At 65.6% G+C, this 14,770-nt stretch carries 13 protein-coding genes; 6 read left to right on the forward strand and 7 right to left on the reverse strand.

What is annotated here, in order from left to right:
* The first annotated feature begins 268 nt into the window (after window positions 1–268).
* The 3 genes from gatC to gatB are packed head-to-tail and all read left to right on the forward strand — an operon-like array spanning window position 269 to window position 3,586.
* Window positions 269–568, forward strand: a complete 300-nt coding sequence (gene gatC, locus AC1D0O_RS15105; protein WP_477654325.1) for an Asp-tRNA(Asn)/Glu-tRNA(Gln) amidotransferase subunit GatC — start codon at window positions 269–271, stop codon at window positions 566–568.
* Window positions 565–2,076, forward strand: a complete 1,512-nt coding sequence (gene gatA, locus AC1D0O_RS15110; protein WP_477654326.1) for an Asp-tRNA(Asn)/Glu-tRNA(Gln) amidotransferase subunit GatA — start codon at window positions 565–567, stop codon at window positions 2,074–2,076. The genes gatC and gatA overlap by 4 nt, the downstream gene beginning before the upstream one ends.
* A 49-nt stretch (window positions 2,077–2,125) precedes the next feature.
* Window positions 2,126–3,586: an Asp-tRNA(Asn)/Glu-tRNA(Gln) amidotransferase subunit GatB gene (gene gatB, locus AC1D0O_RS15115; protein WP_477654529.1), complete on the forward strand. Its 1,461-nt coding sequence runs from the start codon at window positions 2,126–2,128 to the stop codon at window positions 3,584–3,586.
* A 36-nt stretch (window positions 3,587–3,622) separates the two neighbouring features.
* Here the strand turns inward: gatB and AC1D0O_RS15120 are convergent, their stop codons facing one another.
* Together AC1D0O_RS15120 and pyrE are read right to left on the reverse strand one after the other, a co-directional pair.
* Window positions 3,623–4,279, reverse strand: coding sequence for a DUF4124 domain-containing protein (locus AC1D0O_RS15120; RefSeq protein ID WP_477654327.1), 657 nt, complete (start codon window positions 4,277–4,279; stop codon window positions 3,623–3,625).
* A 9-nt stretch (window positions 4,280–4,288) separates the two neighbouring features.
* Window positions 4,289–5,041: an orotate phosphoribosyltransferase gene (gene pyrE, locus AC1D0O_RS15125; protein WP_477654328.1), complete on the reverse strand. Its 753-nt coding sequence runs from the start codon at window positions 5,039–5,041 to the stop codon at window positions 4,289–4,291.
* Window positions 5,042–5,051: 10 nt separating this feature from the next.
* Here pyrE and AC1D0O_RS15130 point away from each other — a divergent pair, with 10 nt between their 5' ends.
* Window positions 5,052–5,918, forward strand: a complete 867-nt coding sequence (locus tag AC1D0O_RS15130) for an exodeoxyribonuclease III (protein ID WP_477654329.1) — start codon at window positions 5,052–5,054, stop codon at window positions 5,916–5,918.
* Between the two features lie 310 nt (window positions 5,919–6,228).
* Here the strand turns inward: AC1D0O_RS15130 and AC1D0O_RS15135 are convergent, their stop codons facing one another.
* The 5 genes from AC1D0O_RS15135 to AC1D0O_RS15155 all read right to left on the reverse strand — a co-directional run bounded on the left by AC1D0O_RS15135 (window position 6,229) and on the right by AC1D0O_RS15155 (window position 12,209).
* Window positions 6,229–6,612 (reverse strand): response regulator, encoded by a 384-nt coding sequence (locus AC1D0O_RS15135; RefSeq protein ID WP_477654330.1) that lies wholly within the window; start codon window positions 6,610–6,612, stop codon window positions 6,229–6,231.
* A gap of 6 nt (window positions 6,613–6,618) precedes the next feature.
* Complete coding sequence (locus AC1D0O_RS15140; RefSeq protein ID WP_477654331.1) at window positions 6,619–9,516, reverse strand: PAS domain S-box protein; 2,898 nt, start codon at window positions 9,514–9,516, stop codon at window positions 6,619–6,621.
* A gap of 21 nt (window positions 9,517–9,537) precedes the next feature.
* A complete protein-coding gene (locus AC1D0O_RS15145) occupies window positions 9,538–9,879 on the reverse strand; it encodes an Hpt domain-containing protein (RefSeq protein ID WP_477654332.1) in 342 nt (113 codons plus the stop codon).
* A 302-nt stretch (window positions 9,880–10,181) separates the two neighbouring features.
* A complete protein-coding gene (locus AC1D0O_RS15150) occupies window positions 10,182–11,339 on the reverse strand; it encodes an HPP family protein (RefSeq protein ID WP_477654530.1) in 1,158 nt (385 codons plus the stop codon).
* Between the two features lie 27 nt (window positions 11,340–11,366).
* Window positions 11,367–12,209, reverse strand: coding sequence for a M48 family metallopeptidase (locus AC1D0O_RS15155; RefSeq protein WP_477654333.1), 843 nt, complete (start codon window positions 12,207–12,209; stop codon window positions 11,367–11,369).
* Between the two features lie 25 nt (window positions 12,210–12,234).
* Between AC1D0O_RS15155 and AC1D0O_RS15160 the strand changes: the two genes are divergently transcribed.
* Together AC1D0O_RS15160 and AC1D0O_RS15165 are read left to right on the forward strand one after the other, a co-directional pair.
* Window positions 12,235–13,854, forward strand: a complete 1,620-nt coding sequence (locus tag AC1D0O_RS15160) for an AmpG family muropeptide MFS transporter (RefSeq protein WP_477654334.1) — start codon at window positions 12,235–12,237, stop codon at window positions 13,852–13,854.
* Between the two features lie 196 nt (window positions 13,855–14,050).
* On the forward strand, window positions 14,051–14,767 hold the full coding sequence (locus AC1D0O_RS15165; protein ID WP_477654335.1) for a response regulator: 717 nt from the start codon (window positions 14,051–14,053) through the stop codon (window positions 14,765–14,767).
* Window positions 14,768–14,770: the final 3 nt, after the last annotated feature.

The following is a 14,770-nucleotide window of genomic DNA, read 5'->3' on the forward strand; positions in this document are numbered from 1 at the left end:
TGGGGCATGAGCGAACTTCGTTGCTCCATCGCCTTTTTATTGATCAGCAATTATGGGGAAGTTGGGCCAGAGGCGCTCTGAAATCTGCTTCTGGCACCTAAAAAGCACCTAAAGCCCGCATCCAACCCTGATTTCACACCAAAGGCGGGATAATAACGCATCCCCTATAGATCAATAGCTTTAGCAAGCCCGTTTTTTCAGCTTTACACCTCGTTTCAGCCCCTGTTTTCTGGTTTATTTTCTCCCGTATTTCCTTCATCCCTACCCCATGGCATTGACACCCCAAGACATCGCCCGCGTCGCCAACCTGGCGCGGCTGGAATTGCGTCCCGACGAAACCGAGCACACCCTGGCCCAACTCAACGGCTTTTTCGCCTTGGTCGAGCAGATGGAAGCCATCAATACCGACGGGGTGGAGCCGCTGGCCCACCCGGCGGCCGTGATCGGCGAAGTGGCCCTGCGCCTGCGCGAGGACGTCGCCAGCGAACCCAACCAGCGCGAGGCCAGCCAGGTGAGCGCGCCCGCCGTGGAAAACGGACTGTTTCTCGTCCCCAAGGTGATCGAATGAGCACGGCCACGAACAACACCGCCCTGCACGACCTGGGCGTCGCGCAGCTGGCCGCGAAACTGGCCGCGCGCGAAGTCTCCAGCGTTGAAGCCACGCAGCACTTCCTGGCCCGCATCCAGAACGAAAACCTGGGCGCCTTCCTGGCCACCGACACGGACGTCTCGCTGGCCCAGGCCAGGGCCGCCGACGCGCGCCTGGCCGCCGGCGAACGCACGCCGCTGCTGGGCGTGCCGCTGGCGCACAAGGACGTGTTCGTCACGCGCGACTTTCCCACGACGGCCGGCTCGAAGATCCTGGAAAACTACCGCAGCCCGTTTGACGCCACGGTGGTGGGCAAGCTGGGGCCGCAGGGCGCCGGCATGGTCACGCTGGGCAAGCTCAACTGCGATGAGTTCGCCATGGGTTCGGGCAACGACAACAGCGCCTACAAGCCCGTGAAAAACCCCTGGGACAGCAGCCGCATTCCCGGCGGCTCCTCGGGCGGCTCGGCCGCCGCTGTCGCCGCGCGCCTGGTGCCCGCCGCCACCGGCACCGACACCGGCGGCTCGATACGCCAGCCGGCCTCGCTGACCGGCATCACCGGCATCAAGCCCACTTACGGCCGCTGCTCACGCTACGGCATGGTGGCCTTCGCCTCCAGCCTGGACCAGGCCGGCCCGATGGCGCGCAGCGCGCTCGACTGCGCCCTGTTGCTGTCGGCCATGGCCGGGCCCGACCCCGACCGCGATTCGACCTCGCTGGACCTGCCCGCCGCCGACTACGCTACGGACCTGCTGGCCGCGCGCCCTGCCGCCGCCGGCGACAAGCCGCTCAAGGGCCTGCGCATCGGCCTGCCCACACAGTTCTTCGGCGCCGGCTGCGCGCCCGACGTGCTGGCCGCCGTGCGCGGCGCGCTGGCCGAGTATGAAAAGCTGGGCGCCACGCTGGTGGACGTGAGCCTGCCGCTGACCGAGCTGTCGATCCCGGTGTATTACGTCATCGCGCCGGCCGAGGCCAGCAGCAACCTGAGCCGCTTTGACGGTGTGCGCTACGGACACCGCGCGGCGCACTACACCAACCTCGACGACATGTACAAAAAGTCGCGCAGCGAAGGCTTCGGCGACGAAGCCACGCGCCGCATCATGATAGGCACCTATGTGCTGTCGCACGGCTACTACGACGCCTATTACCTCAAGGCGCAGAAAATCCGCCGCCTGATCGCGCAGGATTTCCAGACCGCCTTCACGCAGTGCGACATCATTGCCGGCCCGGTGTCGCCCACCGTCGCCTGGAAAATCGGCGAGAAATCCGACGACCCGGTGGCCAACTACCTGGCCGACATCTACACCCTGTCGTCCAGCCTGGCCGGCCTGCCCGGCATGAGCGTGCCGGCGGGCTTTGGCGCCGGCGGCATGCCCGTGGGCCTGCAGCTGATCGGCAACTACTTCAAGGAAGCGCAACTGCTGGGCGCGGCCCACCAGTTCCAGCTCGCGACCGACTGGCACCTGCGCCAGCCCCCAAGCCTTTAAGTGATTTGACATGAGCCAGACCCAACCCACCGTCAACCCCTTCGCCGAAATGCAGGCCGGCCGCCCCACGGGGCCGCTGGTGCAGGGCTACGAAGTCATCATCGGCTTTGAGACCCACACGCAGCTCACCACACAATCGAAAATTTTCAGCCGCGCCTCCACCGCCTTCGGCGCCGAGCCGAACACGCAGGCCTCCGCCGTGGACTTCGCCCTGCCCGGCGCGCTACCGGTGATGAACAAGGCCGCGGTGCAACGCGCCATCGAGTTCGGCCTGGCCGTCAACGCGCACATCGCCGAGCACAGCGTGTTCGCGCGCAAAAATTATTTTTACCCCGACCTGCCCAAGGGCTACCAGATCAGCCAGTTCGAAATCCCCGTGGTGCAAGGCGGCACGGTCGAGTTTTTCCTGGACGGTGAAAAACGCTCGGTGCGCCTGGTGCGCGCCCACCTCGAGGAAGACGCAGGCAAGTCGCTGCACGAGGATTTCATCGGCATGAGCGGCATAGACCTGAACCGCGCCGGCACGCCGCTGCTGGAGATCGTGACCGAGCCCGATATGCGCTCCACGGCCGAGGCCGTGGCCTATGCCAAAGAACTGCACAAGATCGTCACCTGGATCGGCATCTGCGACGGCAACATGCAGGAAGGCAGCTTCCGCTGCGACGCCAACGTGTCAGTGCGCAAGCCGGGCGAGCCGCTGGGCACGCGCCGCGAAATCAAGAACCTGAACAGCTTTCGCTTCATGCAGCAGGCCATCGACTACGAGGTGCGCTGGCAAATCGCGCAGCTGGAGGACGGCCACGCCATCCAGCAGGCCACCGTGCTGTTCGACCCGGATACCGGCGAGACGCGCAGCATGCGCACCAAGGAAGACGCGGCCGACTACCGCTATTTCCCCGACCCCGATCTACCGCCGCTGGTGATCGCGCGCGACTGGGTGGAAAAAACACGTTCGGAAATGTCCGAGCTGCCTCGCGTGATGGCGGCGCGTTTCGTCAAGGACTACGGGCTGTCCGAATACGACGCCGGCCAGCTCACGCAAAGCAAGGCGACCGCCGCGTTTTTTGAAGCGGTGGCCGAGGCCAGCCAGCAAGCCAAGCTGGCCAGCAACTGGGTCATGGGTGAGCTGTCGCGGCGCCTGAACATCGAGGAAAAATCGATTGAGGCGTCAACTGTCAGCGCTGGTCAGCTGGCCGCACTGATAGGACGCATCGCCGACGGCACGATTTCCAACAACGCCGCGAAACAGGTGTTCGATGCACTATGGACCGGCGAAAGCTCGGACGTCGACGCCGTCATCGAGGCCAAGGGCCTCAAGCAGATGAGCGACACCGGCGAGCTTGAGAAGATCATCGACGACGTGCTGGCCGCCAACGCCAAAAACGTCGAAGAGGTGCGCGGCGGCAACGCCAAGGCCATGAACGCGCTGGTCGGCCAGGCCATGAAAGCCACCAAGGGCAAGGCCAACCCGGCGCAGGTCAACGAGTTGCTGAAGAAAAAACTGGGTTGATGGTTTGAGGCAAAGCCGGGCAGCACGCCCGGCCGCTCAGTTTTTGGCCGTGGGCGCCGAGCTCGCGGGGGCTTCTCTCATGGCCCACACCTGCTTGAGCTTGACCAGTTCTTCGTCAAAGCGCTGGTTCACGCGCTTTTTTTCCTGTTCCTGGTCCTGGATGAATTTTTTCTGAACGGCCGAACTGTGGTCATTTTCCTCGAGCTTGCGCTTGAGCGAAGGCGGGGCCTTGCCGGGGTCTTTGGCGTAGAACTCGAATTCGGCCTGGATGGCTTTGCGCTGCTCGGCCAGTTCCGCCGTCCGCTTGTTGGAAGCCTTGATGACCTCATCGACCTGGGCCAGCGCGGTGACGCGCTCCTGGTCGTGCACGGCACGGCTGGGGTAACGCAACAGCAGGGCGCGGTCCCGGCGCTTGTCCTCGGCCTCGCGTGCGCGCGCTTCGGCGGCAAGCTTGTCCTTCTCTTCCTGCACCGCACGCTCCTGTGCGGTCAGGGAAGGCCCCACCACGCGCCTGACCGTACCCGAGCGGTTCAGTTCCTGCTGGGTGCGGTCCGTGCACTCGGCGATGGGACGGTCGGCCGTGAGCTTGCGGCCTTTGCCGTCGACACAGGTGTAGATGTTCTGGGCCGCGGCATGGTTCGCCGCAAAAGCGGCCGACATCGCGATGACCGTAAGTGCTGTTCGCAAGAGCAAATCGACTCCTTAATCCACGCCGTAGCGGTCCCGGTAGGCCAGCACGGCTTGGTAGTGCGTTTTCAGTGACATCGCATCGGCCCCGTTGGCCCCCAGCGTATCGCCTTGTGTCGAGAGATATTGCAGCAAGTCGGTCAGCCGCGCAATCGCGCAAACCTGCAAGCCCAGATGTTTCGTAACATATTGCACGGCACTATGGCTCACATCCACGCCGTTTTCCGTGGCCTTCTCCTGGCGGTCCAGGGCCAGTGCCACCGCGTGGGGAACGGCGCCCGCGGCCTGGATGATGGCGATCGACTCGCGCGCCGCAGTGCCGGCGGACATCACGTCGTCGATGATGAGCACGCGGCCCTTGACGGGCGCGCCGACCAACGTGCCGCCTTCACCGTGATCCTTGGCTTCCTTGCGGTTGTAGGCGAAGGGGTAGTTGCGCCCCAGCCGCGCGAGTTCGATGGCCACCGCCGCGGCCAGCGGAATGCCCTTGTAGGCCGGCCCGAAAATCATGTCGAAAGCCAGACCCGTGCGCTTTTCCTCGGCCAGCAGGTGGCGCGCATAGAATTGCGCCAACCGCCCCAGCTTGGCCCCGTCGTCGAACAGGCCGGCGTTGAAAAAATACGGGCTCATGCGCCCGGCCTTGGTCTTGAATTGCCCGAAGCGCAGCACGCCCGACTCCACGGCAAACTGCACGAATTCCTGTGCCAGCGCGCCGTCCGCGGAAGCCGCCCCGTCCCTGTTGTCCTGTTGTTGCCCTGCCGTGCTCATTGAAAGTCCCATGTTTAAATTGACCAGCCTCAACCTCAACGGTATCCGCTCCGCGGCCAGCAAAGGCCTGCAGGACTGGGTTTTGCAGTCCATGCCGGATTGTATTTGCGTGCAGGAACTTAAAGCCCAGGCAGCCGACATGAGCGGCCGCTTCGAGGAAATCGCCGGCCTCAAAGGCCATTTTCATTTTGCCGAGAAAAAAGGCTATTCCGGCGTGGGCGTCTATACGCGCCATGAACCCAGCGACGTGATCGTGGGCTACGGTTCGACCGAATTCGACGCCGAAGGGCGCTACGTGGAGCTGCGCTTCGACAGGCCCGGCCGCAAGCAAAGCCCCAGACTCTCCATCATCAGCTGCTACTTTCCCAGCGGCTCCTCGGGCGAGGAGCGCCAGGCCGCCAAGTTCCGCTTTCTGGCCGAGTTCTACCCGCGCCTGCTGGCCCTGAAGGAAACGCGCGACTTCGTGTTGTGCGGCGACGTCAACATCGCGCACCAGGAGATCGACCTGAAGAATTTCAAGGGCAACCGGAAGAACAGCGGCTTTCTGCCGGAGGAGCGCGCCTGGATGACGGAGTTGCTGCGCGACGCGGAACTCGCCAATGAAGCGGCAGATGAGCTGACGGAACGCACCGGCCCCTCGGCCAGGGGCGGCGGCATGGTCGACGTCTACCGCAAGCTGCAGCCCACGGCGACCGACGCGGCCTACACCTGGTGGAGCAACCGCGGCCAGGCCTATGCGAAAAACGTGGGCTGGCGCCTGGACTACCACCTGGCCACGCCGGCCTTCGCGGCACTGGCCCGCAGCGAGCACATCTACAAGGACCAGCGCTTCTCAGACCATGCACCCATGAGCGTGGACTATGAATTCGAGATCTGACAACCACCCCCGTCCGGGCTCACTGCGTGTAGCCCGTTCCCCCCAGGGGGCGGCGCCTGGGGCCGGCAAAGCCGAGAAATGACACACCCCTATCGGGCTCACTTCGTGTAGCCCTTTTCCCCTTGCAGGGGACGGCGCCTGCGGTCTGGCAAAGCCAGTCCCGCGGCCCCTACTGGTGTGGAACTGGGTGCGACGGTTGAGGTGGGCTCTTCAAGCCAGCATGAGCCGCGGAACCGGCTTTGCCGGGCCGCAGGGCGGGCGGCCCCCTCGGGGGGCAGCGACCCACACGAAGTGGGGGAGCGTGGGGGCTTTATCTCTGCGCCCAGATCCGCTGGATCTGCGTGGACAGCTCCATCGGGTCAAAGGGCTTGGGAATCACTTCCAGCGCGCCCAGCCCCTTGTACACCGCCACCTCGGCGGCCTGCACTTTGGCGGTCATGAAGATCACCGGGGTGTCGGCGGTGGCCGGCAGCTGGCGCAGGCCCTTGAGCGTGGTCGGCCCGTCCATGCCGGGCATCATGACGTCCAGCAGCAGCAGGTCGGCGCCAGCGCCCGGCGCGGCGTCCAGCGCCTCCTGGCCGGAGGCGCAGGCGATCACCGTGAAGCCGCCCACGGCTTGCAGCGCCATCTGCGCCACCATGCGGATATCGGGCTCGTCTTCAACATAGAGGATGCGGTTCAGTGGTGTGGTCATGATGGTTCAGTTCAAGGTTTGGGAACGGGTGGGGCCCGGGTCGCCGGGAATCTGCAGGACTCGCTGGATTGTATTGAGCAGTTCGGTGTTTGAGGTATGGGCCTTGACCAGGACCGCGTCGGCCTGCCTGCCGTCCGCCGGATCCACGTCGCCGGCCGAGAATACGATCACCGGCGGACGCGGGTCCAGCGCGTCGATGTCCTCGAACAGGTCCCAGCCCGAATGGCTGCCCAGCGCCAGATCCAGCAGCACCAGGTCAAAGGGATGCTCGCGCAGGCGGTCGCGGGCTTCGTCCAGCGTGGCGGCGAATTCAAAGCTTGCGAAGTCCTGGGCGATGGCGGCGGTGATGCGCTGGATGTCCAGGTCGTCCTCCACATGCAGGATGCGCGGCTTGCCGGAGTCCAGGCTGGCGACGGCGCGGCGCAGGCTGTGCACCAGCAGGTTTTCGTCGATGGGCTTTTTAAGCCAGTCCGACACCGTGTGCGGCTTGCGGTTGAACTGCAGCTGGCCCTGCTCGGCCATGGCCGAGATGACCACGACGGGCAGGTTGCGCGTCCCCTCGTCCTCGCGCAGCTGGCCGATGAAGGACACGCCGTTCTGGCCGGGGAGCTTGAGGTCCACCGTCACCGCATCGTAGGTATTGGAGGCCAGGCAGGCCAGTGCCTGCTCGGCGCTGAAGGTCATGTCGGAATCAAAGCCGGCCTTGCCCAGCATCATGCTGATCAGCTTGGCCACGTCGGGGTCGCCTTCGCAGATCAGGATGCGCGGGCGCGAGGAAATCGCGGGCGGCCTCAGCGGCTTGAGCAGCGGCACCGGGTTGGTCCATTCGGGCATTTCAAAAAAGAAGGTCGTGCCCGCACCGAGCTTGCTGGAAAAGCCGATGGTGCCGCCCATTTTTTCGACCAGGGCGCGGGAAATATTCAAGCCCAGGCCGGTTCCGCCTTTCTGGCGGGTGTCGGACGAATCGGCCTGCGAGAACTTCTGGAAGATGCGGCTGCTGAATTCCTCCGGAATGCCGGGGCCGACGTCGACCACCTCGGTCCGCACCTTTTGCCCCGTGCGCGAGAGCCTGACTTCCACCGGGCTGCCCTTGGGCGAAAACTTCACGGCGTTGGACAGCAGGTTGGTCAGCACCTGGGTCATGCGATCGCTGTCGATGCGCACGTGCAGCGCCGTGTCGGGCGCCCGCATCACCAGGCTCACGCCGTGCTGGGCGGCAAAGCCCTCATTGGAGACGAGCGCCTGCTGCACCAGCTGCTTGAGGTCTACCACCTGCAGGTCCAGGCGCAGCTTGCCGGACTCGATTTTTTCGCTGTCCAGGATGTCGTTGATCAGCCGGATCAGGCGCTCACAGTTGTTTTGCGCAATACCCACCAGGCTCTTGACGGCTTCGGGCAACTGGCCGGCCACACCGCCCGAAATCAGCCCCAGCGAGCCGCGTATCGAGGTCAGCGGCGTGCGCAGCTCGTGGCTGACGGTGGAGACGAACTCGGTCTTCATGCGGTCTATGCGCTTGAGCTCGGTGATGTCGGTGCCCAGCGAGAAAAAGCCGATCACCTTGTCCGCGCTGGCGCCTTCGCCGTAACGCGGAAAGTACTGCATCGCGTAGTGCCTGCGCTCGCCCTGGGGCGTGATCTGCGTCCGCTCATAACGCACCATATGCCCGCTCAGGACCTCATCCACCTTTTCCCGCACCGTTTCATAGACCTGCGGGCCCAGCACGTCGGCCAGCGGCTTTCCGTCGATCTGCTCGTAGCTCAGGCCGAAGTTGTCCTCATAGGCCCGGTTGTGGAAGCGAAAGCGCTGGTCGGTGTCCAGATAGGCGATCAGGGCCGGCACGGTGTCGGTGACCTGGCGCAGTTGCGACTCGCTGGCCCGCAAGGCTTCGGTGGTGCGTTTGCTTTCGGTGATGTCATGCATCACGGCGGTGAACAGGCGCCTGCCGCCCACCTCCACGTCGCCGAAGGACACGCTGACCAGGAATTCGCTGCCGTCCCTGCGCAGGGCGCGCACCTCCCGCCCGGCGATCCGGAAGGCTTCAGGCCGAGCGCGCATCATGCCGGTGAATTCCTTGTACTGGCGGCGCAGGCGTTCCGGCACCAGTTCCGAAACATCGCGCCCCACCAGTTCGTCGCGTGCATAGCCAAAGAGCTGCAAGGCGGCGGTATTGGCCTCCAGGACGATATCGTCGGAGGAGGTGGTGATCACGGCCTCCACCATGCCTTCGGTGATGCTGCGGCTCATGGCCTCGCTGTCGCGCAGCTGGGCCTCGCCGCGTTTTCGCACCTCCTCGTAATGCTTGACCACATAGCCCACCCAGCCCAGCATGGCGAAAAACAGCAGGCTGCCGGCGACGATGAAGCCCTGCGCCCACTGGGCGCTGCGCTCGGCCACGGCCTGCGCGTCGCGCCACCTGTAGACCTCGCGGTTGCGCGCATTTTCCAGCAGGCCATTGGTGCGCAGCCTCAATTGCCGGCTGGCGTCGCTGCCGAGAACGGCCGCCGCCGCTTCCGGGCCGCCTGCCTTGCGCGCCGCGATGGACTGGTTGGCGATCAGGGCACGGTGGTTGATCAATTCGTCGAACTCCGCCGACTCCTGCAGCACATTGGCGCTGCGCGTGCGGGCCCGGATGCCCCGCAGCTCGACCCGGGCGGCCTGGAAGGCTTCCAGGTCGTCGGCGTTGCCGCTCAGCAGGTACTGCCGCAGCGCCGATTCGGTCGACCGCAGGCTGGAATCCACGCGCTCCAGCATGACCAGCGTGTCTTCGGTGCGCACACGGGACTGGGCTGTTTCAAGCAGGCGGCTGATGGTCAGGTAAGACGCAGCGCCCACCACTGTCATCAGCACCACGCCGGCCGCCACCGCGAGTTTGATCTTGGACAGGAAGGCGGCGGAGGCAGGCATGGGCAATCCGTTCGGGCGGTGTCAGCTTGCGCCGTGAAAGCGCTGCTGCAGTTCTTCGACGGCCGTGCCGAGCTCGGCACGGGCCTCGGGCGCCAGCGCCTGGTCCTTGCCGACATGGGGTTCCAGGGCCAGCTCCAGTGCCTGCGCGGCCAGCCCGAGTTCCGCCCAGCCGAAGGTGGCCGCGGAACCCGCCAGGCTGTGTGCGTGGCGCTCCAGGATCGGCAGGGCCTGGGCCAGGTCCTCGCCCCTCAGGATCTGCTGCCAGAGCAAGCCGACCTGTTCCAGGCGGCGCGGCAGGGAACGGGTGTAATCGGCGCGCTGCTCCTCCAGGAATGCGAGCAGGGCCGGGTCGGTGCTCTTCATGGCTTCGGGATGGAGGGCGCCCGCCCTGGAACCGTACCCCGCGGCCGCGAGGAAAGGGCAGCTTGTCCTGGAGGATAGGGAAGGCTCATGCGGCCCATCTTAAGGCGCAAGTATCAAAAAACAGCGTAGGACAAGTACGAGTAGTCGCGATGCCGCACGCTGCTTCGGCGCACGCCACCGGACGGGAAATTTGCTTTCGTCTTTCTTGTTAGGTCTTATGACTTGATTCGAAACGAAGAATGCGAAAAATCATCCGACACATGAGTACCTTTGACCTCATGCTTGAAGCATCCCGCCGCGTGTCAGGTAGCCGGGTCGGCGGCGCGGCCCAGCGCGGCGACCAGATCCGACTGGGTAATAATTCCGACCAGCCGCTCGCCCTCTCCGATGATGGGAATGTGGTGGTGGCCCGTGCTGCCGAACAGCGGCACCAGTTCCACCAGCCGGCGCTGCCGGCCCGCCACGCGCACGTTGCGGGTCATGATCTGCCCCACGACCTCCGGCTTTTCCGAATACACGCTGCGCGTGCTGCGCACCAGCTGCCTGAGCTTGGCGTCAAAGCCGTCGTACAGGTCCAGGTCGGCGGCCCGCATGAAATCGGCGACCGTGATGATGCCCGCGATGCGAAAGCCGCGGTCCACCACCGGCAGCGCCTTGATGCGGCGCTCCCTCAGCAGGGCCCAGGCATCCTCCAGCGGCGTGCCGAATTCCACCGTCACCAGGTCGCGCGACATGATGTCTTCACAGCGCACCTCGGCCAGCTTGCGGTCGTAGGCGCGCAGCCGCGTTTCCGCCAGCAGGGCCTTGAGGTCGTCGCGGCTCACGTCCAGCACCTGGTTGTAGCGTGCCAGCACCGCGTCCAGGTCGGCGTCGAGCTGCCGGTCTTCAGCCGAGGGCGCGGCGCCCGGAAGCGGCAGCTGAGTGTGCGGGTAGGTCCGGCGCGTCGCGTTGTTGTAGAGGATGCCGACAGCCACCAGCAGCACCGAGTTGAGCATCACCGGATAAAAGGCGAACACCGGACTGGAAATGCCGCCCAGCACCATCATCAGCGCCGTAGCGCCGCCCGGCGGGTGCAGGCAACGCAAAGCCAGCATCAGCGCGATGGCGGTGGCCACCGCCAGGGCCGCGGCCAGCTCAGGCGAGCCCAGCAAGTGCACGCCGTACACCCCGGCGATGCCGGCCAGCGCCGACAGCGTGTTGCCGCCCACCACCGGCCAGGGCTGCGCCATCGGGCTCGCCGGCACGGCGAAGACCAGCACCGCGCTGGCCCCCAGCGGCGCCACCAGCCAGGGCAGGCCGGGCACTACCCGACCGGCCAGGTGGCATAACAAGCCCGTCAGGAAGATGCCCAGAAGCGAGCCCGCCACCAGGCGCAGGCGCTCGCGAGTGTTGATGCGGGTGCGCGCGGGGCGAAAGGACCGCCACCAGGCGCGCGAGAAGAATGCGGCGCGCTGCGTCAAACCGGTCACCAGGGGCGGCCAGCCAGCTTAGCCGCGGGCGCGCTGGTATAGACCCTGGACCTTCGGCACGTTGGCCTGCAGTTGCTGGATGCGCTCGGGCCCTGAAGGGTGGGTGGACAGAAAGTTGGGGCCACCGGCACCGCCGCCGGCCTGCCCCATTTTTTCCCAGAGGCTGACCGCCGCCTGCGGGTTGTAGCCGCCGCGCGCGGCCAGCTCCAGGCCCACCAGGTCGGCGTCGGTTTCGTCCTCACGGCTGAAGCGCAGCGTCAGCAGCTGCGTGCCTATGCTGGCGGCCAGGTCGCCCATCTGACCCCAACCCAGCAGTTGGGCGCCCAGCGACAGCAGGGTGCCGGTGCCCTGGCTTTTGGCGATGCGCGCGCGGGCGTGCTCGCGTAGCGCGTGGGCCATCTCATGGCCCATGATCATGGCCGCCTCGTCGTCGGTCAGCTTGAGCTGGTCGAGGATACCGGTATAGAAGGCGATCTTGCCGCCTGGCATGCAGAACGCGTTGATCTCCTTGCTGCCCAGCAGGTTGACTTCCCAGCGCCACTGCTTGGCACGGTCGTTCCATTGGGCGGTCTGCGGCACCAGCTTCGCGGCGATGGTGCGCAGCCGCTGCAGCTGCGCGTTGCCTTGCGGCGCCAGCGCGCCCTTGGCGCGGGCCTCGGCAAGCAGCTTGCTGTATTCCTGGGTGGCGGCGGTTTCAATCTCGTCGGCGGGCACAAGGTTGCGCAGCTGGGATGAGGGCCCGACATCCACCTGCGCGCGCAGCGGCAGGGTGGCAGCCGTCGCCGCGGTGCCGGCGGCGGCCAGCAGGAATGCCCGGCGGCCGGGCCAGGCGGAATGTTTGGCGTCGCATAAAAAGCACATGGGTGAATAATAGTCACAAATCGAAATGGCCATGTCAGACAAAACCCCCTCATCCGCCCTGGCACCGGGCGCCTCCTCCTCCCTCCCCGAATCCACCAGCACCGCACCGGTATCGTGGGCCAGCGTCTGGCGCGTGTACGCAGAGCGCGCCACGCTGCGCATGCTGCTGCTCGGGTTCTCGGCGGGCCTGCCGCTGCTGCTGGTTTTCGGCACGCTGAGCTTCTGGCTGCGCGAAGCGGGCATCGACCGCACCACCATCGGGTTTTTAAGCTGGATCGGCCTGGCCTACGGCTTCAAATGGGTGTGGGCGCCGCTGGTGGATCGCCTGCCGATACCGGTGCTCACCCGCCTGCTGGGCCGCCGCCGCAGCTGGTTGCTGCTGGCGCAGTTCACCATCATCGGCGCATTGTGCGGCATGGCGCTGAACGACCCGAAGCTGTCCCTCCAGCCCATGGTGTGGTGCGCGCTGGCCGTGGCGTTTGCGTCAGCGACGCAGGACATCGCGCTTGATGCCTTCCGTATCGAGTCCGCGGATGCCAAACGCCAGGCGGCGCTGGCGGCGGCCTACCAGACCGGCTACCGCATCGCGATGATCTGGGCCGGCGCCGGCGTGCTGTGGATCGCCGCGCGCGCCGAAGTCCCCAACGCCGCGGCCTACCAGCCTGGAGCGTGGCAAGCCGCCTACCTGGTGATGGCCTTCTCCATGCTGCCGGGAATCATCACCGTGCTGTTTTCAGCGGAACCTGCCGAGCGCGCCCGCGCCGAAAGCGACGCTGAAACCGCGGCGACCCGCGCACGCTTTGCCGCCACCGGCATTCCCCTGTATGGCGCGGTGCTGTTCGCGACGCTCGCGCTTCTCGTGCTGTTGCTGCTGATCGCACCCGGCATGGTCTTGCTGGGCTACTACCTGGCCCTCAGTGCCTACCTGTTGCCGGCGCTCATCTACGTGCTGGCCATCATCGGCCTGGCCAGAACCGGTATTCGTGTCGCGCTGCCGGCGCGGCTGGTGCCGGCCGCCGTCTGGTTCGACCATGCCTTTTACCTGCCGTTCGCCGAGTTCCTCAAGCGCTACGGCAAGCAGGCCATCGTGATCCTCGCGCTGATTGCCATCTACCGCATCAGCGACGTTGTCATGGGCATCATGGCCAACCCGTTTTACGTGGACATGGGCTACACCAAGGACGAGGTCGCCGCCGTCACCAAAATCTACGGCGTCATCATGACGCTGGTGGGCGCCTTCATCGGCGGTGCCATGGCCATGCGCCTGGGCGTGATGCGCGTGCTGATGCTGGGCGCCGTGCTGAGCGCCGGCAGCAACCTGCTGTTCGCCTGGCTGGGCACGCGCGGCCATGACGTCAATGCGCTGGTCTTCGTGATTTCGGCCGACAACCTCTCCAGCGGCATCGCCTCGGCGGCCTTCATCGCCTACCTGTCCAGCCTGACCAACGTCAACTACTCGGCTACCCAGTACGCACTTTTCAGTTCCATGATGCTGCTGTTGCCCAAGTTCCTGGCCGGCTATTCGGGCAAATACGTGGATGCCTTCGGTTACAGCCATTTCTTCACCGCGACCGCCTTGCTGGGCCTGCCGGTACTCGTACTGGTCGCGCTGGCCTCGCGGATGCAGATCCCGAAATCCCAATAGGGACAGCGACCTGGCGCTATCAAATCGATAGCTCTAAAACAGCTACCGGACGTACGCGCGGCGGAGTATGCTGGTGGGCCGCCGCCCGGTTTACCGTAACTTTACGATGGCTTCAAGTGCGATTGTTGCGTGCGGCGCAGCATAAACCCATTGTGATCCACCCCGGGGGACACACCCTGCAACCGAGGACCCATCCATGACCCAACAACTCCTGATGATCGAAGACGACGCCCGCCTGGCCAACATGGTGGGCGAGTACCTGCGCCAGTCGGGCTATGGCTTCACCCACGCGGCCGACGGCGCGAGCGGGCTGGCCGCGCTGGAAGGCAACACGCCCGACCTGGTCATCCTGGACCTGATGCTGCCCGACATGGACGGCCTGGAAGTGTGCCGGCGCATCAAGGGCCAGGGCAGCGAAACCGCCAACACTGCCGTGCTGATGCTCACCGCCAAGGGCGACCCCATGGACCGCATCGTCGGCCTGGAAATCGGCGCCGACGACTACCTGCCCAAGCCCTTTGAACCCCGCGAGCTGCTGGCGCGCATACGCGCCGTGCTGCGCCGCGGCGGCGAAACCGGCAATGCCGCGGCCAACGGCAGCCACAAGGTCATGCGCTTCGGCTCGCTGGAAATCGACCGCGATGCGCGCACCGTCTCGGTGTCGGGCACCCCCTGCGAACTCACCTCTTACCAGTTCGACCTGCTGGTGGCGCTGGCCGAACGCGCCGGCCGCGTGCTGAGCCGCGACCAGATCATGGAAGCCGTGCGCGGCCGCGAACTCGAAGCCTTCGACCGCTCCATCGACGTGCACATGGGCCGCATCCGCAGCGCCATCGAGGCCGACGCCAAGGACCCCAAACGCATACTCACCGTGCGCGGTGTGGGTTATGTGTTCGCCAAACAGCAAGACTGAGTT

The organism is Polaromonas sp. P1_F2 (genome assembly GCF_056405735.1).